The 26,276-nt window shown below is 60.3% G+C and carries 26 protein-coding genes; 9 read left to right on the top strand and 17 right to left on the bottom strand.

What is annotated here, in order from left to right:
- Positions 1 to 103: 103 nt before the first annotated feature.
- Positions 104 to 562: a CopD family protein gene (locus PMI21_RS20575; RefSeq protein ID WP_007935919.1), complete on the bottom strand. Its 459-nt coding sequence runs from the start codon at positions 560 to 562 to the stop codon at positions 104 to 106.
- Positions 563 to 660: 98 nt separating this feature from the next.
- Here PMI21_RS20575 and dinG point away from each other — a divergent pair, with 98 nt between their 5' ends.
- The 5 genes from dinG (at position 661) to pdxH (ending at position 8,474) form a co-directional block, all read left to right on the top strand.
- Positions 661 to 2,805, top strand: coding sequence for an ATP-dependent DNA helicase DinG (gene dinG, locus PMI21_RS20580; RefSeq protein ID WP_007935913.1), 2,145 nt, complete (start codon positions 661 to 663; stop codon positions 2,803 to 2,805).
- A gap of 96 nt (positions 2,806 to 2,901) precedes the next feature.
- A complete protein-coding gene (locus tag PMI21_RS20585) occupies positions 2,902 to 5,322 on the top strand; it encodes a beta-galactosidase (protein WP_007935911.1) in 2,421 nt (806 codons plus the stop codon).
- Positions 5,323 to 5,548: 226 nt separating this feature from the next.
- Entirely contained in the window at positions 5,549 to 6,694 is a 1,146-nt protein-coding gene (locus PMI21_RS20590; RefSeq protein ID WP_007935909.1) for an EstA family serine hydrolase, read from the top strand.
- A gap of 115 nt (positions 6,695 to 6,809) precedes the next feature.
- Positions 6,810 to 7,802, top strand: coding sequence for an OmpA family protein (locus PMI21_RS20595; RefSeq protein WP_007935907.1), 993 nt, complete (start codon positions 6,810 to 6,812; stop codon positions 7,800 to 7,802).
- A 24-nt stretch (positions 7,803 to 7,826) separates the two neighbouring features.
- Positions 7,827 to 8,474: a pyridoxamine 5'-phosphate oxidase gene (gene pdxH / locus PMI21_RS20600; RefSeq protein ID WP_007935906.1), complete on the top strand. Its 648-nt coding sequence runs from the start codon at positions 7,827 to 7,829 to the stop codon at positions 8,472 to 8,474.
- A 5-nt stretch (positions 8,475 to 8,479) separates the two neighbouring features.
- On the opposite strand, the gene PMI21_RS20605 is transcribed toward pdxH, so the two are convergent.
- On the bottom strand, positions 8,480 to 8,716 hold the full coding sequence (locus PMI21_RS20605) for a hypothetical protein (RefSeq protein ID WP_007935904.1): 237 nt from the start codon (positions 8,714 to 8,716) through the stop codon (positions 8,480 to 8,482).
- Positions 8,717 to 8,884: 168 nt separating this feature from the next.
- Here PMI21_RS20605 and PMI21_RS20610 point away from each other — a divergent pair, with 168 nt between their 5' ends.
- Positions 8,885 to 9,349: a glycine zipper 2TM domain-containing protein gene (locus PMI21_RS20610; RefSeq protein ID WP_007935903.1), complete on the top strand. Its 465-nt coding sequence runs from the start codon at positions 8,885 to 8,887 to the stop codon at positions 9,347 to 9,349.
- 228 nt (positions 9,350 to 9,577) lie between these two features.
- On the opposite strand, the gene PMI21_RS20615 is transcribed toward PMI21_RS20610, so the two are convergent.
- The 3 genes from PMI21_RS20615 to nhaA all read right to left on the bottom strand — a co-directional run bounded on the left by PMI21_RS20615 (position 9,578) and on the right by nhaA (position 12,299).
- Positions 9,578 to 9,808 (bottom strand): DUF7683 domain-containing protein, encoded by a 231-nt coding sequence (locus PMI21_RS20615; RefSeq protein WP_007935902.1) that lies wholly within the window; start codon positions 9,806 to 9,808, stop codon positions 9,578 to 9,580.
- Positions 9,805 to 10,989 carry a colicin E3/pyocin S6 family cytotoxin gene (locus tag PMI21_RS20620; RefSeq protein WP_007935896.1) on the bottom strand — a complete coding sequence of 395 codons (1,185 nt, stop codon included), beginning with the start codon at positions 10,987 to 10,989 and terminating at the stop codon, positions 9,805 to 9,807. Before PMI21_RS20620 ends, PMI21_RS20615 begins: the two co-directional genes overlap by 4 nt.
- A gap of 98 nt (positions 10,990 to 11,087) precedes the next feature.
- Positions 11,088 to 12,299: a Na+/H+ antiporter NhaA gene (gene nhaA, locus PMI21_RS20625; RefSeq protein ID WP_007935894.1), complete on the bottom strand. Its 1,212-nt coding sequence runs from the start codon at positions 12,297 to 12,299 to the stop codon at positions 11,088 to 11,090.
- A 250-nt stretch (positions 12,300 to 12,549) separates the two neighbouring features.
- Between nhaA and PMI21_RS20630 the strand changes: the two genes are divergently transcribed.
- Entirely contained in the window at positions 12,550 to 13,644 is a 1,095-nt protein-coding gene (locus PMI21_RS20630) for a PLP-dependent cysteine synthase family protein (protein WP_007935887.1), read from the top strand.
- 116 nt (positions 13,645 to 13,760) lie between these two features.
- Here the strand turns inward: PMI21_RS20630 and PMI21_RS20635 are convergent, their stop codons facing one another.
- The 3 genes from PMI21_RS20635 to PMI21_RS20645 form a co-directional block, all read right to left on the bottom strand.
- A complete protein-coding gene (locus tag PMI21_RS20635; protein ID WP_007935879.1) occupies positions 13,761 to 15,374 on the bottom strand; it encodes an NAD(P)/FAD-dependent oxidoreductase in 1,614 nt (537 codons plus the stop codon).
- A 95-nt stretch (positions 15,375 to 15,469) separates the two neighbouring features.
- Positions 15,470 to 16,135, bottom strand: coding sequence for a COG3650 family protein (locus tag PMI21_RS20640; RefSeq protein WP_007935869.1), 666 nt, complete (start codon positions 16,133 to 16,135; stop codon positions 15,470 to 15,472).
- Positions 16,136 to 16,226: 91 nt separating this feature from the next.
- Entirely contained in the window at positions 16,227 to 16,826 is a 600-nt protein-coding gene (locus tag PMI21_RS20645; protein ID WP_007935868.1) for a short chain dehydrogenase, read from the bottom strand.
- A 106-nt stretch (positions 16,827 to 16,932) separates the two neighbouring features.
- Here PMI21_RS20645 and PMI21_RS20650 point away from each other — a divergent pair, with 106 nt between their 5' ends.
- A complete protein-coding gene (locus PMI21_RS20650) occupies positions 16,933 to 17,847 on the top strand; it encodes a LysR family transcriptional regulator (RefSeq protein WP_007935867.1) in 915 nt (304 codons plus the stop codon).
- 41 nt (positions 17,848 to 17,888) lie between these two features.
- Here the strand turns inward: PMI21_RS20650 and PMI21_RS20655 are convergent, their stop codons facing one another.
- The 9 genes from PMI21_RS20655 to PMI21_RS20695 all read right to left on the bottom strand — a co-directional run bounded on the left by PMI21_RS20655 (position 17,889) and on the right by PMI21_RS20695 (position 25,605).
- Positions 17,889 to 18,371: a DoxX family protein gene (locus PMI21_RS20655; RefSeq protein WP_007935866.1), complete on the bottom strand. Its 483-nt coding sequence runs from the start codon at positions 18,369 to 18,371 to the stop codon at positions 17,889 to 17,891.
- Positions 18,368 to 19,129, bottom strand: coding sequence for an HvfC/BufC N-terminal domain-containing protein (locus tag PMI21_RS20660; RefSeq protein WP_007935865.1), 762 nt, complete (start codon positions 19,127 to 19,129; stop codon positions 18,368 to 18,370). The genes PMI21_RS20655 and PMI21_RS20660 overlap by 4 nt, the downstream gene beginning before the upstream one ends.
- Positions 19,126 to 19,980, bottom strand: coding sequence for an MNIO family bufferin maturase (gene bufB, locus PMI21_RS20665; RefSeq protein WP_007935863.1), 855 nt, complete (start codon positions 19,978 to 19,980; stop codon positions 19,126 to 19,128). Before bufB ends, PMI21_RS20660 begins: the two co-directional genes overlap by 4 nt.
- A gap of 26 nt (positions 19,981 to 20,006) precedes the next feature.
- The gene (locus PMI21_RS20670) at positions 20,007 to 20,312 is read right to left on the bottom strand and encodes a BufA1 family periplasmic bufferin-type metallophore (RefSeq protein WP_007935862.1); all 306 of its coding nucleotides are present in this window, start codon (positions 20,310 to 20,312) and stop codon (positions 20,007 to 20,009) included.
- A gap of 295 nt (positions 20,313 to 20,607) precedes the next feature.
- Positions 20,608 to 21,309, bottom strand: coding sequence for an ABC transporter ATP-binding protein (locus tag PMI21_RS20675; protein WP_007935860.1), 702 nt, complete (start codon positions 21,307 to 21,309; stop codon positions 20,608 to 20,610).
- Complete coding sequence (livG, locus tag PMI21_RS20680) at positions 21,310 to 22,077, bottom strand: high-affinity branched-chain amino acid ABC transporter ATP-binding protein LivG (RefSeq protein ID WP_007935859.1); 768 nt, start codon at positions 22,075 to 22,077, stop codon at positions 21,310 to 21,312.
- Positions 22,074 to 23,330: a high-affinity branched-chain amino acid ABC transporter permease LivM gene (locus tag PMI21_RS20685; protein WP_007935858.1), complete on the bottom strand. Its 1,257-nt coding sequence runs from the start codon at positions 23,328 to 23,330 to the stop codon at positions 22,074 to 22,076. The genes livG and PMI21_RS20685 overlap by 4 nt, the downstream gene beginning before the upstream one ends.
- On the bottom strand, positions 23,327 to 24,250 hold the full coding sequence (gene livH / locus PMI21_RS20690; RefSeq protein WP_007935857.1) for a high-affinity branched-chain amino acid ABC transporter permease LivH: 924 nt from the start codon (positions 24,248 to 24,250) through the stop codon (positions 23,327 to 23,329). Before livH ends, PMI21_RS20685 begins: the two co-directional genes overlap by 4 nt.
- Positions 24,251 to 24,477: 227 nt before the next feature.
- The gene (locus PMI21_RS20695; RefSeq protein WP_007935855.1) at positions 24,478 to 25,605 is read right to left on the bottom strand and encodes a branched-chain amino acid ABC transporter substrate-binding protein; all 1,128 of its coding nucleotides are present in this window, start codon (positions 25,603 to 25,605) and stop codon (positions 24,478 to 24,480) included.
- Positions 25,606 to 25,956: 351 nt separating this feature from the next.
- Here PMI21_RS20695 and PMI21_RS20700 point away from each other — a divergent pair, with 351 nt between their 5' ends.
- Positions 25,957 to 26,262 carry a DUF2288 domain-containing protein gene (locus PMI21_RS20700; protein ID WP_007935853.1) on the top strand — a complete coding sequence of 102 codons (306 nt, stop codon included), beginning with the start codon at positions 25,957 to 25,959 and terminating at the stop codon, positions 26,260 to 26,262.
- The last annotated feature ends 14 nt before the right edge of the window (positions 26,263 to 26,276 follow it).

The following is a 26,276-nucleotide window of genomic DNA, read 5'->3' as shown; positions in this document are numbered from 1 at the left end:
AATGATCGTTCCCACGCTTTGCGTGGGAACGCAGCCCGTGACGCTCCGCGTCACTGGACGCGGAGCGTCCCTTGAGGCATTCCCACGCAGAGCGTGGGAACGATCACGGCCGAGCCGCAGCAATCGCCACCAGCGCCAACCCGACCATCAGATTAATCCCCACCAACCGGCGAATCTTGCCCAGCGTCGCCGCACCTGTCGGCCAATCCTGAGCCTCCACAGCCGTGCGCAATTCCGGCAGCAGCAACGCCTGAATCCGGATGAACAGCGCCGTCATCACCACATACAATCCCATCATCACCTGCACATACCGCGGCGCCGCTTCGAACCCGGCGAACTGCAAATGAATCATGCCCACACCGCTGATCGGCAAAAGCACCACCGCGACCCAGACCCAGCGGAAAAAACCTTGAAACACTTCCACCCACAGCTTCAACCGGGCAGGGCCTTCCAGCGCCTTCATCGCCGCGGGGCGCAGGACCATCCAGGCGAAAAACATGCCGCCGACCCACACCAGGGCGGCCAGGACATGCAGGGTATAAACGATGCCAAAAGGTGTCATTGGGGTACTCCGTTCTGCGCGGGATTAATTAGCGGGGTATGATAGCGGCCGATCCCAACTACTGAAAATTTATCCAGCGTTTTTGCGCCCGACAATCCATGATCAGCACCGAACTCAAAACCACGATCCAGGGCGCCTACTCGCGTTTTCTCGAAGCCAAGAGCCTCAAGCCGCGCTACGGCCAACGCCTGATGATCGCCGAAATTGCCAAAGTCCTCGGTGACATCGACACCGACGACGAAGGCCGGCGCAGTGGCGACCCCGCGATTGTCGCGGTGGAAGCCGGCACCGGTACTGGCAAAACCGTGGCCTACAGCCTGGCGGCGATCCCCGCTGCCAAGGCCGCCGGCAAGCGTCTGGTGATCGCCACGGCCACCGTGGCCCTGCAAGAGCAGATCGTCTACAAGGATTTGCCCGACCTGATGCGCAACAGCGGGCTGAACTTCAGCTTCGCCCTGGCCAAGGGGCGGGGGCGCTACATGTGCCTGTCCAAGCTCGACATGTTGCTCCAGGAAGGTCACGCGCAAACCGCCACCGCGCAGTTGTTCGAGGAAGAAGGCTTCAAGATCGAGGTCGATGAGGCCAGTCAGAAGCTGTTCACCAGCATGATCGAGAAGCTTGCCGGCAATAAGTGGGACGGTGACCGCGACAGTTGGTCGACGGCGCTGGAAGACGCCGACTGGGCGCGCCTGACCACTGATCACAGCCAGTGCACCAACCGTCATTGCCCCAACTTCGGGCAGTGCGCCTTCTACAAGGCCCGCGAAGGCATGGGCAAGGTCGATGTGATCGTCACCAACCACGACATGGTCCTGGCCGACCTGGCCCTCGGTGGCGGCGCGGTTCTGCCGGACCCGCGCGACACGATCTACGTGTTCGACGAAGGCCATCACTTGCCGGACAAGGCCATCGGCCATTTCGCCCATTACACACGTCTGCGCTCTACCGCCGACTGGCTGGAAACCACCGCCAAGAACCTCACCAAATTGCTCGCCCAGCACCCGTTGCCGGGCGATCTGGGCAAGTTGATCGAGCAGGTGCCGGAACTGGCCCGGGAGATCAAGACCCAGCAGCAGTTCATGTTCAGTGCCTGTGAGCAGGTTGCCGACTTCAAGCCCGGCGAAGACGTCGAAGGTCGCGAGCGACCGCGTCACCGCTTCGTCGGCGGGGTGATTCCCGAACACATGCGCGAAATGGGCATCGAGCTGAAAAAGGGCTTCGCCCGGCTGACCGATCTGTTCACCCGGCTCACCGAACTGCTCAAGGAAGGCATGGACGGCGAGGTCAACATTGGCATCGCCAGCAACCAGGCCGAAGAGTGGTATCCGCTGTTCGGTAGCCTGTTGTCGCGTTCTTCGGGCAACTGGGAGTTGTGGACCGCCTTCACCGTCGAAGACCCGGAAGACAACCCGCCCATGGCCCGTTGGCTGACCCTGGCCGAAAGCGGCTCGCTGTTCGACATCGAGGTCAATGCCAGCCCGATCCTCGCGGCGGAAATGCTGCGGCGCAACCTGTGGAACGTGGCTTACGGGGCGCTGGTGACCTCGGCGACCCTGACCGCCCTTGGCACCTTCGACCGTTTCCGCATGCGCGCCGGCCTGCCTAAAACCGCCGTGACTGCCGTGGTCCCGAGCCCGTTCCATCATGCCGACGCCGGTGTGCTGCGGGTGCCGGACCTGAAAGCCGACCCGCGCGATGCGCCGGCTCACACCGCGGCGATCATTCGCGACTTGCCGGAACTGGTCGAGGGCTCCCGTGGCACCCTGGTGCTGTTCTCCTCGCGCAAACAGATGCAGGACGTGTTCGACGGGCTGGATCGCGACTGGCGCAAGCAAGTGTTCATTCAAGGCAATCTGTCGAAGCAGGAAACCCTGAACAAGCACAAGGCGCGGGTCGATGGCGGGGATTCCAGCGTGCTGTTCGGCCTGGCGAGTTTTGCCGAAGGCGTGGATTTGCCCGGTGCCTACTGCGAACACGTGGTGATCGCCAAGATTCCGTTCTCGGTGCCCGACGATCCGGTCGAAGCCGCGCTGGCTGAGTGGATCGAAGCCCGTGGCGGCAATCCGTTCATGGAAATCTCCGTGCCGGACGCCTCGCTGAAACTGGTCCAGGCCTGCGGTCGCCTGCTGCGAACCGAAGAAGACCGCGGCACCATCACCTTGCTTGACCGTCGTTTGGTCACGCAGCGCTACGGCAAAGCTATTCTCAATGCGTTGCCGCCATTTCGTCGTGAAATTTCCTGATGCGCCGGTGGGCAAATTTGCCCACCGCGTTGTCTACCTCACTGCCACTGCCTTTCCACTGGCCCATTGATGGTCGTTAGGGAGAACCACGTTCTTATGATTCGCCGTTCGTTGCCCGCTGTTTTTGCCTTGATGTTCGCAGCCCCTTTGCTGGCGGCCCCTGCCGGCCAGCAGACGCTGTTCAACTTTGTGCGTCCCGCCGACGTGGTTCAGGTGGCGACCCAGGACGCCAGCCTGCCGCAATCCAACGCGGAGCAAACGGCCGAAGGCGAAGTGCTGCGCCGCGTGACCTTCAACCCGGCTGCCCAGCCGACCTTGCGCCTGACACCGCAGACCGGTGCCTGGGACTGGTCGCAGTCGGGCGTCATGAGCTTGCGGATCCAGAGCGCGATGAACTGGGCCGTGACCCTGTACGTGAAAATCCAGAGCAACGACGGCAAGACTTTGGTCAGCCGTGTCGATCTGCCGGCCGGCCCGGCGCAGACTTTACTGGTACCGCTGCAGCCGAGTTCGCCGTTGAGCCAGGGCATGAAAGCCGGCCCGCCGATGCCGATCAACTTCGAAGGGCAGCGCGTACTGCTGGCCAGCAGCACCGGTGAACTGGATCGCAGCCAGGTGGTGTCGGTGACCTTGTCGATGGATCAGCCGAAAGTCGCCCAAAGCATTCTGCTCGAGCGCTTCGGCGTGCAGGACGGCGAGGCCGTGACCAAAGCCGCTTATAGCGGCCTAGTGGACGCTTACGGTCAATCGACCCGGGCCAAATGGCCGGAAAAGATCGGCAGCGACGAGCAACTGAAATCTGCCGCCGGCAAAGAACAGCAACAACTGAAAGCCTGGCTGGCCGAGCGTGAGAAGGCCTCCCTGGACAAGTTCGGCGGCTTGAATAAAGGCCCGGTGTTCAAGGCCAGCGGCTTTTTCCGCACGGAAAAGCGTGACGGTCGCTGGTACCTGGTGACTCCGGAAGGGCATCCGTTCTATTCCCTCGGCGTCAACACCGTGACCCCGAGTGTCAACCAGACCTACGTCGCCGGGCGCGAGTGGATGTTCGAGTCCCTGCCCAAACCCGACGAACCCCTGGCCAGTCACTATGGCGAAGGCGATAACCGTGGCGGCAACGGTGCCGATCAGGGCCGAGCCTACAATGGCGGTCGTTGGTACGATTTCTATGGTGCCAACCTGCAGCGTCTGTATGGCGACCCTTGCGCACCGGGCAGCGACACCAAGGCCGGTGTTGCCGAAGCAGCCAAGGCCGATGCGGTTGAGGCGACAGTCGAAAAAGCGGCCGCGCAAACGGCCGTCGAACCGTGCAAAGTGGCGTTCAACGAACAACGCTGGGCCAGTCATACCCTCGATCGCCTGCAAGCCTGGGGTTTCAACACCCTCGGCAACTGGAGCGCACCGGTGTTGGGCAACGCAGACCGTGTGCCGTACACCTTGCCGCTGTCGATCGTCGGCGATTACGCCAGCATTAGCACGGGCACCGATTGGTGGGGCGGCATGCCTGACCCGTTCGATCCACGTTTTGCCATGGCCACCGAACGCGCCGTGGCCATCGCCGCCCGCGACCATCGCGACGATCCGTGGCTGATCGGTTACTTCGCTGACAACGAACTGGCCTGGGCCGGTCCCGGCGATGACCCGAAGGCCCGCTATGCGCTGGCCTACGGCACCTTGAAAATGACCACTGATGTTCCGGCCAAACGCGCCTTCCTCAAGCAACTGCGCGACAAGTACCGCAACCAGGCGGGGCTGTCGAAAGCCTGGGGCATTGATCTGCCGGCCTGGGAATTGATGGAAGACCCGGGCTTCGTGCCGCCGGAGCCGAACGCCGAACACCCGGAAATCGAAGCCGACTTCAAATACTTCCAGAAGGTCTTCGCCGACACCTACTTCAAGACCGTATCCGATTCGCTCAAATGGCACGCGCCGAACCAGTTACTGCTGGGTGGCCGCTTTGCCATCAGCACCCCCGAAGCGGTCGAGTCCTGCGCGCAATACTGCGACGTGTTGAGCTTCAACATGTACACCCTGCAACCCCAGGACGGTTACGACTTCGCCAAACTGCGCAGCCTGGACAAACCGGTGCTGATCACCGAGTTCAACGTCGGCTCGGCGGATCGCGGCCCGTTCTGGGGCGGCGTGACGCAACTGGCGAAGGAAGAAGATCGTGGCCCGGCCTACGCCCACTTCCTCAAACAGGCGATGAGCGAACCGTCGATTGTCGGGGTGCACTGGTTCCAGTACCTCGATCAACCGGTGACCGGTCGTCTGCTGGATGGCGAGAACGGGCACTTCGGTCTGGTGGGCATTACCGATTTGCCGTTCCAGGGCTTTGTCGACAGTGTGCGTAAAAGCAATCTGCAGATCATCGATCAGCTTGGCAAAGAGGCGGAGAAGGCCAGTGCTGAGGCGGATAAAGCCAGTCACGATGTCGAGGGCGGCAGGAAAGGCGAGGCAGGCAAAGGCCCGGGCAAGGGCGCTGGCCATGCGGGTGGGCATTCCGCAAATGGGCATTAATATCTGAGACCGCGTTATCGTTCTTCGCGGGCAAGCCTCGCTCCTACAGGTAATGCGCAATCCCTGCAGGAGCGAGGCTTGCCCGCGAAGGCGTCGGTATAGGCACTATAAATTTCCGATCATTTCCATAACCGGGCGACCACCCGGCCCAACCCTGTTCCCAAATCCCTCAAGGGCTGGAACAATGCGGGCCACTTTGTAGAGCGTTTTTCCGGGAGAGTTGCGGGTGCAGATTCAGGGTCATTACGAGCTTAAGTTCGAAGCGGTGCGTGAAGCGTTTGCAGCGCTGTTCGACGATCCTCAGGAACGTGGCGCGGCGTTGTGCATCCGGATCGGTGGTGAAACCGTCCTCGACCTTTGGGCCGGTACCGCCGACAAGGACGGCCATGAGGCCTGGCACAGCGACACCATCGCCAACCTGTTCTCCTGCACCAAAACCTTCACCGCCGTGACGGCGCTGCAATTGGTGGCTGAGGGCAAGCTGCAACTCGATGCCCCGGTCGCCCGCTACTGGCCCGAGTTTGCCGCCGCTGGCAAGGAATCCGTGACGCTGCGCCAATTGCTCTGCCATCAGGCTGGTCTGCCGGCCCTGCGCGAGTTGCTGCCCCCCGAAGCGCTTTACGACTGGCAGACCATGGTCGATGCCCTGGCCGCCGAAGCTCCGTGGTGGACGCCGGGCGAAGGTCACGGTTATGCGGCGATCACCTATGGCTGGCTGGTCGGTGAATTGTTGCGTCGCGCCGATGGTCGTGGGCCGGGCGAGTCCATCGTGGCACGGGTTGCCAAGCCTTTGGGGCTGGATTTCCACGTCGGCCTTGCCGACAAAGAGTTCCATCGAGTGGCGCACATCGCCCGTGGTAAAGGCAACGTCGGCGATGCCGCGGCCCAGCGCTTGCTGCAGGTAACCATGCGTGAACCGACGGCCATGACTACCCGGGCCTTCACCAACCCGCCTTCAATCATGACCAGCACCAACAAACCGGAATGGCGGCGCATGCAGCAGCCGGCCGCCAACGGTCATGGCAACGCTCGCAGCCTGGCCGGTTTCTACGCCGGTCTGCTCGATGGCAGCCTGCTGGAAAGCGAAATGCTCGACGAGCTGACCCGCGAACACAGCGTCGGCGAAGACAAGACTTTATTGACCCGGACCCGCTTCGGCCTGGGTTGCATGCTCGATCAACCGGACGTCCCCAACGCCACCTACGGCCTCGGCCCTCGGGCGTTCGGTCACCCGGGCGCTGGCGGGTCCGTCGGTTTTGCTGATCCGGAGCATGATGTGGCCTTCGGCTTTGTGACAAATACCCTGGGGCCGTACGTCTTGATGGATCCACGAGCCCAAAAACTTGTGCGCGTACTGGCCACTTGTCTGTAAATCACGCTTAAGGGGGCCAGGGCCGGAACCCGAAAGCTTTTGTGGTTTCAAAGCGTCAGTTTTGGCCGGGGTCAACCCGGTCTGACTTTTAATTACCTCATTTTGTGGATACCCAATGTCGTCCAATAAAACCCTCGCCCTGGCCCTGTGCTTCGCTATCACCGGTTGTGCACAAACCCCACAAAATGATGCCGCAGGTGGCAGCAGCTGGTGGCCGTTCGGTTCTTCCGACAAGGTCGCGACTAAAGAACCCGCCCCGGCCCCGGCGCCCCTGAAACCTGCTGCCACAGCACCCGTCGCCAAGGCTGAAGCCGATGCCGGTGGCAAATGGTGGTGGCCGTTCGGCGGCAAGGAGCAGAGCACCAGCACCGCCAAAGCAGCCGTGCCGATGCCCGATCCGAAAATCACCCAAGCCTGGCTCGACGACTACGAACCGCGCCTGCGCGAAGCGATCAAGGGCAGCAACCTGCAACTTGAGCGCCGTGAAAACGTGCTGGTCGTCACGGCTCCGGTAGAAGGCTCGTTCAACCCTGACCGTCCGGCCATGCTGCTGCCGGTGACCCTCGCTCCGTTCACCCGTGTGGCGAAAATCCTCGAAGCCGATCCAAAGACTGCCGTGCTGGTACTCGGCCACAGTGATACGTCGGGTGCCGCACCGGCCAACGTGAAACTGAGCCAGGAGCGCGCCCAGGCGGTGGCAGCGATTTTCCGTCTCAGCGGTCTGCAGCGTGATCGCCTGATGCTGCGCGGCATGGGCGGTGAGGCACCGCGTGCCGCCAACGACAGTGCTGAAGGTCGTGCCTTGAACCGTCGCGTCGAGCTGTTGTTGACGCCGCAAAACACCATGGCCGCATTGCTGAGCAAGTACAATATGCCGGCTCCGGCACCGGTAACCAAAGTCGTCGCGCAAGACGTCAAGCCAGTGGCCAAGCCTGTGACCACGGAACCGGCTGCGAAAAAAACGGCTGCCTCGTCGAAGAAAAAGGCACCGGCCAAGAAGGTGGCAGCCAAGGCTCCAGCCAAAAAGGCACCCGCGAAAAAGACCGCGCCAGCCAAAGCCGCTGTCGATTCGAAGAGCGCCACCGCCACCGATGCCACAAAGAAGTGATTCGTTAACCAAAAGGAATGCGCCATGACCCGGCCCTTGGCAGATATGCGTCGCGACTACACCCGAGATGGCCTGACCGAGGCGCAAGCCCCGGCCGAGCCGTTTGCGCTGTTTCATCAGTGGTTCGCCGATGCGGTGAAAACCGAGCAGGTGCCGGTGGAGGCGAATGCCATGACGCTGGCCACCGTCGACCAGGACGGTCGGCCGCATTGCCGCATTCTGCTGCTCAAGGGCCTGGACGAGCAGGGCTTTACGTTCTTCACCAACTACGAGAGCGACAAGGGTCAGCAATTGGCAGCCAATCCATTTGCGGCCATGACGTTCTTCTGGCCGGCCCTGGAGCGCCAGGTGCGCATCGAGGGGCGGGTGGTGAAGGTCACGCCTGAAGAGTCCGACGCCTACTATCAGGTTCGTCCTCTGGGCAGTCGTCTCGGTGCCTGGGCGTCGCCCCAGAGCCGGGTGATCGCCGATCGCGCCGAACTGGAAGCGCTGCTCAAGGACACCGAGCAGCGTTTCAGCGACACTCAGCCTCACTGTCCTGAACACTGGGGCGGTTATCGCTTGCTACCGGAGCGCATCGAATTCTGGCAGGGCCGTCCGAGCCGTCTGCACGATCGCCTCAACTACCGATTGCAGGGCGCCGACTGGGTTCGTGAACGCTTGGCGCCGTAAACGGTCTACCGATTGGAATAGCCCGCCGCAGCGGCCTCAAGCCACTGCGGCAGGTCCCGACGCTTGATCTTCTGCGCTTGAGCGTTCGCCAGTTGCTGGAGCATGAAGGCTCTTTTTTGTTCGTCTTTACCCGCCAGTGACAACGCCAGATCGCGGTCCATCCAGCGTTTGATCCGCACGTACAACCACCAATGGAAGTACAAACCGGCGGCGGTCGTGACGACAATGATGAAGTAATCCATGATAATCCTTGGGTCAGCGGCGCAGATTTCGTAATGTGACGCTACTGTGTGGTGAGTTCGAAAAGTGCCTGTACCAGGCCTGAATGAAACCAATTTTATCCGGGCGATGCCGTGACAGGCGTCAAGCTGCGGAGTTTAATGGATACCTGTCCTATGGAGTTTGATGCTATGCGTAAGTCTGTTTTGCTGGTTGCTTCCTTTTCCACGATGGCGATGTTGCTCTCCGGTTGCCAATCGAGCCTGACCGGTGACTCCTACTCCCGTGACGAAGCGCGTCGCGTGCAGACGATTCGCATGGGCACCATCGAAGCCCTGCGTCCGGTGAAAATCGAAGGCACCAAAACGCCTATTGGCGGCCTCGCGGGTGCAGCCGTGGGTGGCGTGGGCGGTAGCGCCGTCGGCGGCGGTCGCGGCAGCATCGTTGCAGCGGTCATCGGCGCTGTAGCGGGTGGCCTGGTGGGCTCGGCTGCCGAAGAAGGCCTGACCCGTACTCAAGGCGTTGAAATCACCGTGCGCGAAGACGATGGCAGCATGCGCGCCTACGTGCAGGAAGTTCAGCCAAACGAAGTGTTCCGCGTGGGTGAGCGTGTGCGGATTTCCACTGTGGGTGGGACCAGTCGCGTTTCGCACTAAGCGGGAACGAAAGGTAAAAGAAAACCCCGATCAGGTGACTGGTCGGGGTTTTTTGTGTCTGCTGTTTTCAGTTATGTCTGATCGTTCCCACGCTCCGCGTGGGAATGCATCTCGTGACGCTCCGCGTCACCAGTGCGCAGGACTCAAGCCTGGCGTCGCCAGCGGAACGCAGAGCGTCCCCGGCGGCATTCCCACGCGGAGCGTGGGGACGATCAAATGCGGCTGTATCTAGACGTTGCAGCTGAGTTGAAAGAGATATGCAGGGTCATAAATTTTCTTCCCCAGTATTCCTTCCAGGGCATCGAGCTGTTCGTTCGTGAGGTTATATCCCTCCCATCCTTGTTGTTCTGCCGTCCATCCCATTATTACTTTTATCTCCTGGTCGTATCCGCTCGGTAACTCTTCTTCGAATACGAGGAGCTCGGTTTCTTTGTCGAAGACCTCTATGACATAAATCATGGTTCCACATTCCTAGTGTTGTCCGCGGGTTTGGTTTGTTCGCCAGTAGCAGGATCATATTCACCGAGATGACGACCACGCTTGTTGTACATCTCGACAGTTCCATGCTGCGAGTCCCATTCAAAAATTATCCCTTTTGGGGTTTTCCATCGTCTTCTAAGGCCCCCGCCGCCTTTAACTGAAGTCTTACGGTTTGCTTTCGTCGCATCAGGAAAAGCGGTAAGCCCGTTTGGCGCCGGATGATATTTGTGGTCCGCAACACTCACCACAATATAAACCGGCAACACCCCCGAATCCGCCGGAAACACAAGAATGAAATCCTTGTACTCAGGCGGATAAACTGGATTGACGATGATGCTGTCAGCTGCCTTCGTCGGCGGGTAAACCCAGATGTGCGGCGCTTGTGGCGCAGATTCCAAAGCGGGGATGCCGAGAATTTCTGAACCGTCCTCGGCTGGTGTCCATATCAGCTCAACGCCGTCCCCAAGGTCAGCCATTTGCTGACCGCCGCGCAAGGTGAACTGCACGACATCAACCATTTCCCAGTCACGGTTTTTGCCGGTGTAGAAGCCGTATCCCTTGAGGCTGCCGTCAGCCTGTTGCTCGACTCTGAGGCGTACGCGGGTGCGGGCCTGTTTAAGGGAACGCAGTTGTTCTTCGGTGTAAAGCGAGCTGTCACCAAGGCTCGACGGTATGACCAGGGCCACCAGGCCTGCCAAGGTTGCCGCAGCGGTGCTGACGGCGACGGCGGGTAATGCGGCGAACGCTGAGCCACCTAGGGCGAAGCTGCCAAAACCCGCCGGAATGGCCGTGCCGCTGATTTTCTTAAGGGGTACAACACCGGCTTCATCGGCCTCACGAGCGCCGAGTAGAACCAGTTCGCCGTAATCCTTCAGGCTGTCGGTGGGCACCATCCCTGAGGGATTCGTGTAGTCGATGATTGCATCAGGCAGTTTGCAGGACTTGGCGAACACGCATCCCGCGCGGACAACGTCGTCCTTTTTCGTCGGGACCAGAACGCTGTCTTCGAAGGCCTGCTGCCGCGTGAGCATGGCGTCGTAGGCGTTTTGTCTGGCATCACGCTCGGCCAATTCGGTGGCCGTCATGAATCGGTGAGTGACGTGATGCCCGTCACCTGACGGTGGGTTTTGCACCCGGGGGATGTCCTTGTGGCCAGCCACTGATTGTCCTTTCGCTCGTCCATCGGCAACCCCTGATAAAGGGGTTGCACGACGTTAACGAACGCGACTAATCGTGGCTGTAGGACGAATCCTGAAGATTACAGGGATTGTTCTCTGGGTTTCAGGGCCGGCAGCGCAGCGCTCTTGCGACTTGCCGCCGCCGTCACTGCATAACCGATCAATGCCGCCAGGATCGAGCCGGTCAAAATCCCCATGCGGTCCATCCCGGCGTACTCACTGGCGCCGGGCACGAAGGCCAGGGAACCGACAAACAAACTCATGGTGAAACCGATACCGCAGAGGATCGCCACCCCCATGATCTGGCCCCAGTTGGCGCCTTGGGGCAGGGCGGCGATGCCGATTTTTACCGCCAGCCAGGTCAGGCCGAAAACACCGACGGTCTTGCCCAGCAGCAGGCCCACAGCAATGCCCATCGGCACGTCGTGGGTAAAGCTTTCGACGGTCACGCCGCTCAGGGACAGGCCGGCGTTGGCGAAGGCAAACAGCGGCAGGATGCCGTAGGCCACCCACGGATGCAGGGCATGTTCCAGGGTCAGCAACGGCGAAGGCTCTGCGTTTTTCGTGCGCAGTGGAATGCAGAAGGCCAGGGTCACACCTGCCAGCGTCGCATGCACGCCACTCTTGAGTACGCAGACCCAAAGGATCAGCCCGATGATCATGTACGGCCCGAGCTTGACCACACCGAGTCGGTTCATCCCGATCAAGGCCGCGATGCAGGCTGCGGCCAATGCCAGGGACAAGGTCGACAGCGCGCCGGAATAGAAGATCGCAATGATGATGATTGCGCCCAGGTCATCGATGATCGCCAGGGTCATCAGGAACAGTTTCAGCGACACCGGCACGCGTTTACCCAGCAGGGCCAGTACGCCGAGGGCGAAGGCAATGTCGGTGGCCGTCGGGATGGCCCAGCCACTCAGTGCGGTCGGGTTGTCACGGTTCAAAAACCAGTAGATCAGCGCTGGCACCACCATGCCGCCAATCGCCGCCGCGCCGGGCAGGACGATTTGCGAGGGTTTCGACAGTTGGCCGTCGAGGACTTCGCGCTTCACTTCCAGGCCGATCAACAGGAAGAACAGGGCCATCAGACCGTCGTTGATCCACAGCAGCAGCGGCTTGGCGATCTTCAGCGCGCCGATCTGCGCCACCACGGGGGTGTCCAGCAGACCGCTATAGAGCCACGACAACGATGAGTTGTTGATGACCAAGGCGAGGACAGCCGCGGCGATCAATAACAGACCGCTGGCAGCTTCCAACTGAAAGAAACGCGTGAACGTGCTACGCAGAGGCAAGGTCGCTCTCCATCGATGAATTCAAAAGGTGACACACCCTAACCCGTACCGTTAGTTGTTAAAACAAAAGTTATATTCTTTTTTGTTATATGTCGTTACAACGTGGACGGTCAGCAAAGGCCTGAGCCTAGCAGTTGCCGGACGTATTGGACCTCAGCTGTATCTGTGCGTGATGTAGGTTTTTTCCTAAGCTTGTGGGCTGAGCCTTGCGACAAGGCCGACTCTTGCCCGATTCAACGAGAAAACCACCATGAGCGACAACCGACAGTGGTCCCGCGAAGCCATCCGGATCATCGAAGCCGACTTCCAGCGTAGCGCCGACACCCACCTGATCCCTTTGCCGCTGCCGGGGTTGCCGGGCATCGAGTTGTACTTCAAGGATGAATCGAGCCATCCCACCGGCAGCCTGAAACATCGGTTGGCCCGTTCGTTGTTCCTCTATGCGCTGTGTAACGGCTGGCTCAAACCCGGTGCGCCGGTGATTGAAGCATCCAGCGGTTCGACGGCGATTTCCGAGGCGTACTTCGCCAGTATGCTGGGTTTGCCGTTCATTGCCGTGATGCCCGCGAGCACGTCCAAGGAAAAGATCGCGCAAATCGCTTTCTACGGTGGCAAGAGCCATCTGGTGGAGGATCCGACGCAGATTTACGCTGAGTCCGAACGCCTGGCTCATGAACACGACGGGCATTTCATCGACCAGTTCACCTACGCTGAGCGCGCCACCGACTGGCGGGCGAACAACAACATCGCCGAATCGATCTTCCATCAGATGCGCTTCGAGCAGCACCCGGAACCGAGCTGGCTGATTTCCAGCCCTGGCACCGGCGGCACCACCGCGACACTGGGCCGTTACGTGCGCTATCGCCAGCATTGCACCCGCGTGCTGTGTGCCGATGCCGAGCGTTCGGTGTTTTTCGATTACTACAAGACCGGCGACGCCAGTCTGCGCCTCGATCACGGTTCACGGATTGAAGGCATTGGACGGCCGCGAGTGGAAGCTTCGTTCCTGCCCAAGGTCATCGATGCAATGGTCAAGGTGCCGGACGCGTTGTCGCTGGCGGCCATGCATTATCTGGCGCAACGTTTGGGGCGACGGGTTGGCGGATCGAGCGGGACCAACCTGATCGGCGCCTTGATGGCGGCCCAGCAGATGGTGGCGGCGGGGGAATCGGGGTCGATCGTGGCGATTCTGTGCGATGGCGGCGAGCGCTATGCCGATACCTATTATGATCAGGCCTGGCTCAAGGCCCAGGGGTATGAGTTGAGTGGTTTGATGGATGCCGTGGCGGCCAGCGTCGAACGCGGCGAGCCGCTGCCAGCGACGGTGTTGCGCGCCAATATCTGACCCGATGATCGTTCCCACGCTCTGCGTGGGAATGCCTCACCGGACGCTCTGCGTCCGCTTTTGGGACGCGGAGCGTCCCTGGCTGCATTCCCACGCGGAGCGTGGGAACGATCATGTCAGGCCTCCAGGCCTAGGATGTCTCGGGCCACCGCTTCGGCGATGCGGATCCCGTCGACGCCCGCCGACAGAATCCCGCCCGCATAACCCGCGCCTTCACCGGCCGGGAACAAGCCCTTCACGTTCAGGCTCTGCATCGACTCGTTACGGGTAATCCGCAGCGGCGAGGAGGTGCGAGTCTCGATCCCGGTCAACACGGCGTCGTGCAGCGAGTAGCCACGAATCTGCTTCTCGAACGCCGGCAAGGCTTCGCGAATCGCTTCAATGGCGAACGCCGGCAGGGCCAGGGCCAAATCACCCAAGGCAACGCCCGGTTTGTAGGACGGCTCGACGCTGCCCAATTCGGTGGACGGCTTGCCGGCAATGAAGTCGCCGACCAGTTGCGCCGGTGCTTCGTAGTTGCTGCCGCCCAGCACAAAGGCGTGGGATTCAAGGCGTTCCTGCAACTCGATGCCGGCCAGCGGGCCGCCCGGATAATCGACTTCCGGGGTGATGCCGACGACGATCCCGGAGTTGGCGTTGCGTTCGTTACGTGAGTACTGGCTCATGCCGTTGGTGACCACGCGGTTCGGCTCGGAAGTCGCCGCTACTACGGTGCCACCCGGGCACATGCAGAAGCTGTAGACCGAACGACCGTTTTTGGCGTGGTGCACCAGTTTGTAGTCGGCAGCGCCGAGTTTCGGGTGGCCGGCGTATTTGCCCAGGCGCGCGCGGTCGATCAGCGACTGCGGGTGCTCGATGCGGAAACCCACCGAGAACGGCTTGGCTTCCATGTACACGCCACGGCCGTGAAGCATGCGGAAGGTGTCCCGGGCGCTGTGGCCGAGGGCCAGAATCACGTGCTTCGAATGGATCTGTTCGCCGCCATGGAGTTCGACGCCCACCAGTTGGCCGCCGTCGATCAGCACATCGGTAACCCGCTGCTGGAAGCGCACTTCGCCGCCCAGAGCGCGAATCTGCTCACGCATGTTTTCCACCACACCGGTCAGACGGAACGTCCCGATGTGCGGCTTGCTGACGTAGAGGATTTCTTCCGGCGCGCCGGCCTTGACGAACTCGTGCAGCACCTTGCGACCGAGGAATTTCGGGTCTTTGATCTGACTGTAGAGTTTGCCGTCGGAGAACGTCCCCGCGCCACCTTCACCGAACTGCACGTTGGATTCGGGGTTGAGCACACTTTTACGCCACAGGCCCCAGGTGTCCTTGGTGCGCTGGCGTACTTCGGTGCCGCGTTCGAGGATGATCGGCTTGAAGCCCATCTGCGCCAGCACCAGGCCGGCGAAGATCCCGCACGGGCCGAAGCCGACCACGATCGGACGCTGGCTCAGGTCCGCCGGCGCCTGGCCGACCACTTTGTAGCTGACATCCGGTGCCACGTTGACGTTACGGTCATCGGCGAATGTGCGCAGCACCGCCGCCTCATCGCGAACGTTGAGGTCGATGGTGTAGATGAAGCACAGTTCGGAGGACTTTTTGCGCGCATCGTAGCTGCGCTTGAACAAGGTGAAATCGAGCAGGTCATCACTGGCGATGCCCAGGCGCTGCACGATGGCAGGGCGCAGGTCTTCTTCGGGATGGTCGATTGGCAGCTTGAGTTCGGTGATTCGTAACATGACGGGATCCGGTTCGCGGGGCGCACAACTGCGCCAGGGCGTTTGAAGCCCGCGATTATAAGCCTCAAAGGATGATTCCAGTGAGGCTAAAACGATCAGTCGTTACGCGATCCGCCGAAATACCCGCAGCCGCGTTGCACTTGGCCGTCGATACGCAACTCCGCGCTCATGTGCTGCACGCTGCCGGTGCTGCTGTCGACACAACGTTGCGGCGCGACCCAGAGCTCGATGCGCTGATTATTGGCTTCGGTGCTGAGGTTGAAGCGGCCATCGCCCAGTTGTTCTTCAACGTACGGCAGGGCCAGGGGCGGCTGACCGGCGCGGTCGATGATCATGCCTTTGCCGCTGACCTTGACGTTCCACTCTGGGCCATGGCCGGCGGCGCGCAGGATCAGCTGTTTGAAATTGGGATCGTCGCACGCCGTGCCTGAGCGCTCGACGCGGTACAACTGCGCAAGATCGAGCTGGCTGTCTGCACCACCGGCAACGATCCGGCCGCGCACATCGGCAAACAGCTTGCCCTGATCATCGGCCAGGGTCGCGGCCTCTTGCAGGATGCTGGTGCCACCGGTGTCATTGACCACAAAACTGCGCTGCTCATTACATGGCTGGAACAGCAGCTTGCCGTCGGCCGCCGTCAATTGGCCCTGCATGCGGGTCTGGCCTACATGAGAGGCGCTTTGCCGCGGGCCGTCGAGCAACTGGCAAGCGGCGAACAGCGGAAGCAGGGCAACAAGTACCAGGGAACGGGCAACACGCATCTTTGAGTCTCCAGACAAGTGTCGCCACGTTACTCAGCCTGACCGTTCATCACAACCCTGCAATGTTCTCGGCAGCCTCTACGGGGGGCGGTTAGCCGACGCGGTAGGTCTGGCCGGTCTGCAGGCCTTCCACGCTTTTGGCGTAGGCCAGCGCCACGTCGGCGGCGGGAACCGGTTTGAAACCACGGAAGTACGGCGCATAGCTGCCCATGGCTTCGACCAGCACGTTCGGGCTGACCGAGTTGATGCGCAGGCCGCGTGGCAGTTCGATCGCCGCTGCACGGACAAAGGCGTCGAGGGCGCCGTTGACCAGGGACGCGGAGCTGCCGGTACGAATCGGATCGTGGCTGAGGATGCCGGTGGTGAAGGTGAATGACGCACCGTCATTGGCGAATTCCCGGCCGATCAGCAGCAGGTTGACCTGGCCCATCAGTTTGTCGCGCAAGCCGAGTTCGAAATCTTGTGCGGTCATGGTGGCCAGCGGCACGAAGTTGACACTGCCGGCGGCGCAGATCAACGCATCGAAGTTGCCGGTCTGTTCGAACAGTTTGCGGATTGAGGCGCTGTCACTGATGTCGACCTGGAAATCACCGCTTTTACGGCCGATACGAATGATTTTGTGGCGTTGGGACAGTTCATGGTCAATGGCCGAACCGACAGTGCCGGAGGCGCCAATCAAAAGAATTTTCATCGTGCTGTTCCTTAAACGGGTTGGATTTAAATTTAAGTCTAGTGTGGTTTTTTTTATTAATAAGCGTGCTAATGGGCAACCTTTGATTTTAAAAAGGAAACAATCCATGAGCGAAATGGATGATCTGGCGGCGTTCGCGGTATTGATCGAGGCGGGCAGTTTCACCTTGGCCGCCCAGCAACTGGGTTGCAGCAAAGGGCAACTCTCCAAGCGCATCAGCCTGCTGGAAACGCGCTTTGGCGTGGTGTTGCTGCAACGCACCACTCGCCGCTTGAGCCTGACGGCAGCGGGTGCGGCGCTGTTGCCGCAAGCACAGGCGCTGGTGGTGCAAGTGGAACGTGCGCGTCAGGCCTTGGCGCGGCTGAAAGACGAGATGGCCGGCCCGGTGCGGATGACGGTGCCGGTTTCATTGGGGGAAACGTTCTTTGATGGCGCACTGCTGGAGTTTTCCCGGCAGTATCCCGAGGTACAGATCGAGCTGGAACTCGACAACCACTACCGCGACTTGTCCCGGGACGGTTTCGACCTGGCGATCCGCTCGGAAGTGGCCAACGACGAACGCCTGGTCGCCCGACCGCTGCTGGCCTGGCACGAGATGACCTGCGCCAGCCCTGCGTATCTTGAGCGATTCGGGGAGCCGCTGACGCCTCAGGCCTTGGCCGAACACCGCTGCCTGCTCAACAGCCATTACAGCGGTCGCGAAGAATGGCTCTATCACCAACAGCACGAGTTAACGCGGGTGCGAGTGTCGGGTCCGTTCGCCAGCAACCATTACAACCTCTTGAAGAAAGCTGCACTGACCGGTGCGGGCATTGCGCGTTTGCCGTCCTATCTGTTGCAAGAGGAATTGGCTGATGGACGTTTACGCTGGCTCCTGCGTGATTATCAAACCCGCAGCATGCCGATGTATTTGGTGCATCCGTATCAGGGCGGTTTGCCTAAGCGTACTCAAGTACTGGCGGATTATTTGATCGGTTGGTTCAAGCGCAGTGGCGAGGCGTTGGATCGTCTTCAACGATAACGTCTCACCACACAATCTTTATGGGAGTTCTGAGGTCGGTATCAGCGGGCGTAACGCCGGGCAATCAGGCGATCGATCGACAACTTGCCAGGTCCAGTTGCCATCAAGTACAGCAACACCGCTGCCCAGGTGCCGTGGGTTGGATACGCATCGGGGTACACGAACAGTTGAATGGTCAGGGTCATGCCCAGCAGCGCCAGGGACGAAAAGCGCGTGGCGAAGCCGATCAGGATCAGTATCGGAAAGAAATGCTCGGCGAAGGCCGCCAGATGCGCCGCCAGTTCCGGGGAGAGCAACGGCAGGTGATATTCGCTCTGGAATAACGGAATGGTCGAGTCAGCCAGCCTTGGCACGCCGAGTTCAAAGGTGCCGTCGATCAAGTCGATGGCCAGGCCTTCCACCTTGGTCTGCCCGGACTTCCAGAACACCGCGGCAATGGAAAAACGCGCGATAAAGGCGATCAGGCTGTGGGGAATTTTTTCCAGCAGCGCGATGGCGCGGGCGATGGGGTTGTGGGTGTTCATGGCGATACCTGGTTGTGGTGTAAATGGGTGATGGCGTTGTGGCTGATCAGCAGGGCCAGGGTTTGGCTGAGGTCGAAGGCCGGTACGCTTTCCAATGCTTGGCTCAGGGGCTGGCCGAGTCGCAGGTTCCGAATGAACGTGCTGGCGCCATGGTCGATGGCGAAAACCTCAACCTCCAGTCCATTGCGCAACACCAGCGCGTTTTGCCCGTGGTCGAGGTCGATTCCGACCAGCGTCGCGTCCTGTTGATGCGCCGCCCAGATTGCGACCACAGCGAAGGCTGAAGTCAGAAGATTCAAGGAGGGGTGAAGCCCGACAGTCAGTTCGCTCAGCGCCTGTGGGTCCGACAGCACGGCGGCGATCTGCTCATGGCCCAAAGGCTGCGCATCAGCGGCGTGATAGGCCTGAACGCGCAAGCGCTCCAGCCGCGCCACGTCGGCCAGATAAGGCACGCTGGCTGCCGGTTCAAAACTGTCGATGAACTCGGCGAAGTCCTTGCCATAGTCGTTGATGAGAGGGCTTTGCGGCGGGCAACTCTGCACATACAGCCGCGCCATCGCCCGGAAAAACTCATCACCGACCAACTGCACAATCACCGGATAACTGTCGGCCAAGGCGTCGATCAGCGAGCTCTGCACATTGTTGCGATACACCGCAAAACGGCTGGCCGGATCGGCGCCGTTGGTACTGAACACACCCTCGGGGCAGGGCCGTTGCGGATCGAGCAGGGCGGCGGCAAAAGCGGCTTGAGTGCTCATGGCCGGCTCCCGGCGCGGTGCAGCAACTCATCGGCATGACGGGCTTCGGCGTGCAACACGTTGAAGGCCGGTAACCGGTTGTCGCGTTCGATCAACGTGGCGATCGGGCCGACCCGCTCCAGCACCCGCGAGTACAGCGCCCACACCGCGTTATCGACGGGCGCACCGTGATCGTCGATCAGCAGACGATCACCGAGGCTGTCGGTGTCTTCGGCAAACCCCGCCAGATGAATCTCTCCCACCGCGTGCAGCGGCAGGGCGTCGATGTAGGCCAGCGGATCTTTTTGGTGATTGATGCAGGAAACGTAGACGTTGTTGACGTCCAGCAGCAGGCCGCAGCCGGTGCGGTGAATGACTTCACTGATGAAGTCGGCTTCATCGATTGTCGAGTGCCGGAACGCCAGGTATGTCGCCGGGTTTTCCAGCAACATCGGGCGTTTGAGGGTGTTCTGCACCTGATCGATGTGCTCGCAGACGCGGTTCAGCGTCGGTGCATCGTAGGCCAGGGGCAGCAGGTCGTTGAGAAACACCGGGCCATGGCTGGACCAGGCCAGGTGTTCGGAAAAGGAGTGGGGTTGATAGCGCTCGATCAGCGCGGCCAGCCTTTGCAGGTGCTGACCATCGAGCGGACCTTCGGCACCGATGGACAGGCCAACGCCGTGCAGCGACAGTGGATACTGCTCGCGGATCAACCCCAGAAAATGATGAAACGGGCCGCCGGCCACCATGTAGTTTTCGGCGTGGACTTCGAAGAAACCGATGTCCGGCTGTGCACCGAGCACTTCACGAAAGTGCTCGGTCTTGAGCCCCAGCCCGGAGCGGGGCGGGAGCCCGGAGAATGAATGGTTCATGGTCGACACTCAGGCTGGGGGGCTGATTACGACTTGGCTTTGTAGGCTTCCATCTGGCCGAAACCGGTGGGTGATGTTTTGCTCATTGTGGTGGCGCAGGTGCCTTCAGGTACCAGTTTGAAAGCATTCGGCTGGTAGTCGATTTTTGCCGTGCCGGCGCAGGTGGTGCCAGCGCCTGCAGCGCAATCGTTATGACCTTTCATGGCCACGCCGAAGCATTTTTCCATGTTGGCGTCAGCGGCGTGGGCAGTGGAGACCGCGGCGATACTCAGGGCAGAACCAAGGGCCAGAACCAGGGCGGTGGCGGACAGGGTGCGGGTGGTAGCAGTCATGATGTTTCTCCGAAATTGAGCTTGGTATGGCAAGCGTTTGTGCTTGCTTACCGCTCTAGAGAAACGACAGGGCGAGGCGTTACAGCCCCAACGAAAAAAACTCAAAAAAATACGTGAACCCCTGTAGGAGCTGCCGAAGGCTGCGATCTTTTGACTTTGATTTTTTCTGAATCACTGGAGATCAAGATCAAAAGATCGCAGCCTTCGGCAGCTCCTACAGGGATCTTCATTGTTGTGGGGATGGTGCCAGGCACAAAAAACGGCCCGAAGGCCGTTTTTTGATTACCGCAAAGGCTTAACCACCGAGGTACGCTTCGCGCACTTTCGGGTCGGTCAGCAGTGCTTCACCGGTCCCGCTCATCACCACCCGGCCGTTTTCCAGCACGTAGGCACGGTCAGCAATTTTCAGGGCCTGGTTAGCGTTCTGCTCCACCAGGAACACCGTCACACCGTCCTTACGCAGTTGTTCGATGATGTCGAAGATCTGCTGGATGATGATCGGTGCCAGGCCCAGCGATGGCTCGTCGAGCAGCAACAGCTTGGGCTTGCTCATCAGCGCGCGACCGATGGCGAGCATTTGCTGTTCGCCGCCGGACATGGTGCCGCCGCGTTGGGCAAAGCGTTCTTTCAGGCGTGGGAAAAGTCCCAGAACCTTGTCCATCTGTTCCTGATAGTCGCCCTTGTCGGTGAAGAACCCGCCCATGGCGAGGTTTTCTTCCACGGTCAGACGGGCAAACACCCGACGGCCTTCCGGAACCACGGCGATGCTTTTACGCATGATGTGCGACGAGTCCTGGCCGACGAGCTCTTCGCCCATGTAGCGGATGCTGCCGCTGTGGGCTTGCGGCGAACCGCAGAGGGTCATCAGCAGGGTCGACTTGCCGGCACCGTTGGCGCCGATCAGGGTCACGATCTCGCCCTGGCGGACTTCGACGTTGACGCTGTGCAGCGCCTGGATCTTGCCGTAGAAGGTGGAAACGTTTTCGAACTGCAGCATTTACGCTTCCCCCAGGTAGGCTTTGATCACTTCAGGATTGTCGCGGATCTGATCCGGCGTGCCGTTGGCCAGCGGTGTGCCCTGGTTGATCACGAAGATATGGTCGGAAATGCTCATGACCAGTTTCATGTCGTGTTCGATCAACAGCACCGTCACATTATGCTCTTCACGCAGGGTGCCGATCAGCGCCTTGAGGTCGTCGGTTTCCCGCGGGTTGAGGCCGGCGGCCGGTTCGTCGAGCATGAGGATGCTTGGACGGGTCATCATGCAGCGGGCGATTTCCAGGCGGCGCTGCTGACCATAGGCCAGGGTGCCGGCCGGACGGTTGGCGAACTCCTTGAGGTTGACCTTTTCCAGCCAGAACTCGGCGTATTCCATGGCCTCGCGTTCGCTGCGGCGAAACGCCGGGGTCTTGAACAGGCCTGCCAGGAAGTTGGTGTTCAGGTGGCGGTGCTGGGCGATCAGCAGGTTTTCCACGGCGGTCATGTCTTTGAACAGCCGCACGTTCTGGAAGGTCCGCACCACGCCTTTGCCGGCGATCTTGTGGCCGGGCAGGCCTTCGATCGCTTCACCGTTGAGCTGGATAGTGCCCGCGGTGGGTTTGTAGAACCCGGTCAGGCAGTTGAACACGGTGGTCTTGCCGGCGCCGTTGGGGCCGATCATCGATACCACTTGTTTCTCTTTGACGCTCAAGGCTACGCCATTGACCGCCAACAGGCCGCCGAAGCGCATGCTCAGGCCGTTTACATTCAGGATCTCACGGCTCATTTGCGCAGCTCCATGTGAGGGCGTTGCATCGGCAGCAGACCTTGAGGACGCCAGATCATCATCAGCACCATCAAGGCGCCAAACATCAACATGCGGTATTCGCTGAAGTCACGCATCAGTTCGGGCAACAGGATCATCACGACAGCCGCGAGAACCACGCCCAACTGCGAGCCCATGCCGCCCAACACCACAATGGCGAGGATGGTGGCCGACTCGATGAAGGTGAACGACTCCGGCGTGACCAGCCCTTGACGCGCGGCGAAGAAGCTACCGGCGAAACCGGCGAAGCAGGCACCCAGGGTAAAGGCCGACAGCTTGATTACGGTCGGGTTCAGGCCCAGGGCACGGCAGGCGATTTCGTCTTCGCGCAAGGCTTCCCAGGCACGGCCGATCGGCATGCGCAGCAGGCGGTTGATCACGAACAGCGCGAACAGTGCCAGCAACAGCGCCACCAGGTAGAGGAAAACCACCTTGCTGACCGGGTTGTACGTCAGGCCGAAGAACTCGTGGAAGGTCTGCATGCCTTCGGCGGCCGTTCTTTCGAAGGTCAGGCCGAACAGCGACGGTTTGGGAATGTTGCTGATGCCGTTCGGTCCACCGGTGAGGCCCGTCAGGTTGCGCAGGAACAGACGGATGATCTCACCGAAGCCCAGGGTCACGATCGCCAGATAGTCACCGCGCAGACGCAGCACCGGGAAGCCCAGCAGGAAGCCGAACGTCGCCGACATCAAACCGGCGATCGGCAGGCAGATCCAGAAGCTCAGGCCGTAGTAATGCGACAGCAGCGCATAGCTGTAGGCGCCCACGGCGTAGAAGCCGACGTAACCGAGGTCGAGCAGGCCGGCCAGACCGACCACGATGTTCAGGCCCAGGCCGAGCAGCACGTAGATCAGGATCAGCGTGGCGATGTCCACTGCACCGCGTGAACCGAAGAACGGCCACACCAGTGCCACGACGATCATCGCCATGATGATCCAGCGCTGGGTGGTCGGCAGGGTCAGGAAGTGGCTCGCGCTGGCCGGGATCAGTTTGCCCTTGGGCACGGAGCGCATGGCCGCCGAGTATTCGCGGTCGAACAGCACACGCAGGAACATCAGCACCGAGCAGGTGGCGATGATGATCAGCGTGGAGGTGCTGGCGCCTTCCACTTCGAGGTTGATCCCGGCGATGGACAGTTTCAGGCCGAGTACCGGATAGGCCACGGCCCATACCAGCAGGGCGCTGAACAGCGCCTGTTTGAGATTCCTAGTCATACTTTCTCAACCTCCGGACGACCCAGCAGGCCGGTTGGCCGGAATAACAGCACCAGGACCAGAAGGCCGAAAGCCACCACGTCCTTGTACTGGTCACCGAATATATCGGCGCCGAATGCTTCGGCTACCCCCAGCACCAGACCACCGAGCATGGCGCCCGGAATGCTGCCGATGCCACCCAGCACCGCCGCGGTAAAGGCTTTGAGGCCTACCAGGAATCCGGCGTTGGGGTTGATCACGCCGTACTGCATGCTCAGCAGTACAGCCGCCACGGCCGCCAGGGCGGCACCGATGACGAAGGTCAGGGCGATGATGTTGTTGGTGTTGATGCCCAGCAGGTTGGCCATCTTGATGTCTTCGGCACAGGCCCGACAGGCGCGTCCCAGACGTGAACGCGAGATGAACTGGGTGAGGCAGAGCATCACGACCAGGGTCACCACGAACACCAGGATCTGCATGTAGGAAATCAGCACTTCCTCTGCACCGCCCGGACCGAAGCTGAAGCTGCCCGGAATCAGGTTGGGGATCGATTTGTCCTTGGAGTCCTGCGAGAGCAGTACGCTGTTTTGCAGGAATATCGACATGCCGATGGCCGAGATCAGCGGGATCAGACGGTTACTGCCGCGCAGAGGGCGGTAGGCGATCCGTTCGATACTGTAGCCGTAGGCACTGGTAACAACGATGGTCGCCAGGAATGCAGCGGTCATCAATAGCGGCAGAGAATGGATACCCAGCATGGCCAGTCCGGCAAGGACGATGAAGGCCACGTAGGAACCGATCATGTAGACCTCGCCATGGGCGAAGTTAATCATTCCAATAATGCCGTAAACCATTGTGTAGCCAATGGCTATAAGGGCATAGGTGCTGCCAATGGTCATCCCATTAACCAGCTGTTGGAAGAAGTGATAGATCTCAGGCATTACAGCGCTCCTAAAAACCTGATACGCATTTCACTGGTGGAGTCATGTTCCGGCCCGGGCTGTGTGGTCTGTGGCCACCTTCGCACGAGCGTTTGCCAGCGAACCGCTGGTGACGGTTTTAAGATTTTCAGGTAAGCCAGCTCCCGGATCGCGGGACTCTGACTCATTAATCTCGTAAAACAAAGCCCACTGCTCGCGCAGTGGGCTTTATTAATCATGGAGCCAGCTTACTGAGGGGAAACTTCGGTCTTTGGTTTACCGAAGTGCCACTGATAGACCACGAATTTGAAGTCTTTCAGGTCGCCCTTGCTGTCGAACGACAGATCACCGGTCGGGGTCTTGAAGGTGCCTTTGTGAATGGCTTCAGCCACCTTGGCGGTGTCTTCGCTCTTGGCGGCCTTGATACCTTCGGCGATCACTTCGACAGCCGAGTAGGCCGGGAACACGAACGGACCGCTTGGGTCCTGCTTCTTGTCGGCAAAGGCTTGTACCAGTGCTTTGTTGGCTGGGTCCTGGTCGAAGGATTTCGGCAGGGTGACCAACAGGCCTTCGGAAGCATTCTGGGCAATTTGCGAGATGGAGTCGTTGCCGACGCCTTCAGGCCCCATGAACTTGGCTTTCAGGCCTTTTTCCTGGGACTGGCGCAGGATCAGGCCCAGTTCCGGGTGGTAGCCGCCGTAGTAGACGAAGTCGACGTTGGCTTGCTTGAGCTTCTGGATGATCGAGGAGAAGTCCTTGTCACCGGCGTTGAGGCCTTCGAACACGGCAACCTTGACGCCTTTCTTCTCAAGGGTCTGTTTCACGGCGGTGGCGATGCCTTCACCGTATTGCTGTTTGTCGTGCAGCACGGCAACGATCTTCGGTTTCACGTGATCGGCGATGTAGTTGCCGGCAGCAGGACCCTGGGCGCTGTCCAGGCCGATGGTGCGGAACACCAGCTTGTAACCACGGGTGGTGATGTCCGGGTTGGTGGCGGCCGGGGTGATCATGATCACGCCTTCGTCTTCGTAGATGTCCGAAGCTGGCTGGGTGGAGCTGGAGCACAGGTGGCCGACAACGAATTTCACACCATCGTTGACCACTTTGTTGGCGACGGCCACGGCTTGTTTAGGGTCGCACGCGTCGTCGTATTCCTTGGCTTCGAGCATCTTGCCGTCGACGCCGCCTTTCGCGTTGATCTGCTCGATGGCCATCTTGGCGCCGATGAACTGCATGTCGCCGTATTGAGTGACCGGGCCGGTTTTAGGGCCGGCGATGCCGATCTTGATGGTGTCGGCGGCGAACGAATGGCTGGCAACCCCGGCCAGAACCATAGCGGCAAACAGTTTTGAAATCTGCTTAGTAGCCTTAGTCATAGTGCTCCACTCTTACTGTTGTAGTTTTTATAGTCCTGGCGGCCGTAGCAGCAGAACCGGGTCAGATATCGTCGATATCCTCCGGAAAATGCCCCCGGCAACTGTACCGGTACAGTGTAGAGCGCCGATTGTTGGCCTGGGAAGCTGGCGCCAGGGGGCAAAACCTGAGGGTGTCGCTTTGTTGAAAGAAAAAGACAGAATCGCGGCAGGATGTTAGCTGGCTAATACTTGAAGCGACAGCATTCCCTGGCTTTCCCGGGTTTTTCAATCGGTGACGCAATTGCATCCGGGTTTTTCTGGCGCAACACCGACGTTATCATTCACATCGATTTCTTTTGCGGACAGCAACCCATGACTCAAGAACCTAGCACCCTCTATGCCAAGCTGCTTGGTGAAACCGCATCTATTACCTGGAAAGAGTTGGAGCCGTTCTTCGCCAGGGGTGCCCTATTGTGGGTCGACCCAGGCCTGGATTTGATCGCTGCGGCGGAAGCGGTAGCGACCGATGAAGGCGAGAAAGTCGCTGCCTGGCTGGCCGCCGACAAGGTCGCCAAGCTGTCTGAAACGCGGGCGCTGGATATTTTTGAGCGTGATCCGGAGCTGTGGGCCGTGGTTGTTTCGCCCTGGATTATGATCCAGGAAAGGGCGAAGGCTTGAAGGCTTGCACCGAT

It is taken from the genome of Pseudomonas sp. GM18, from assembly GCF_000282195.1.
In the GTDB taxonomy this organism is placed as follows: Bacteria; Pseudomonadota; Gammaproteobacteria; order Pseudomonadales; family Pseudomonadaceae; genus Aquipseudomonas.
Note: the sequence above shows the minus strand (reverse complement) of the source record. Positions and strands in the feature narration are given on the sequence as shown.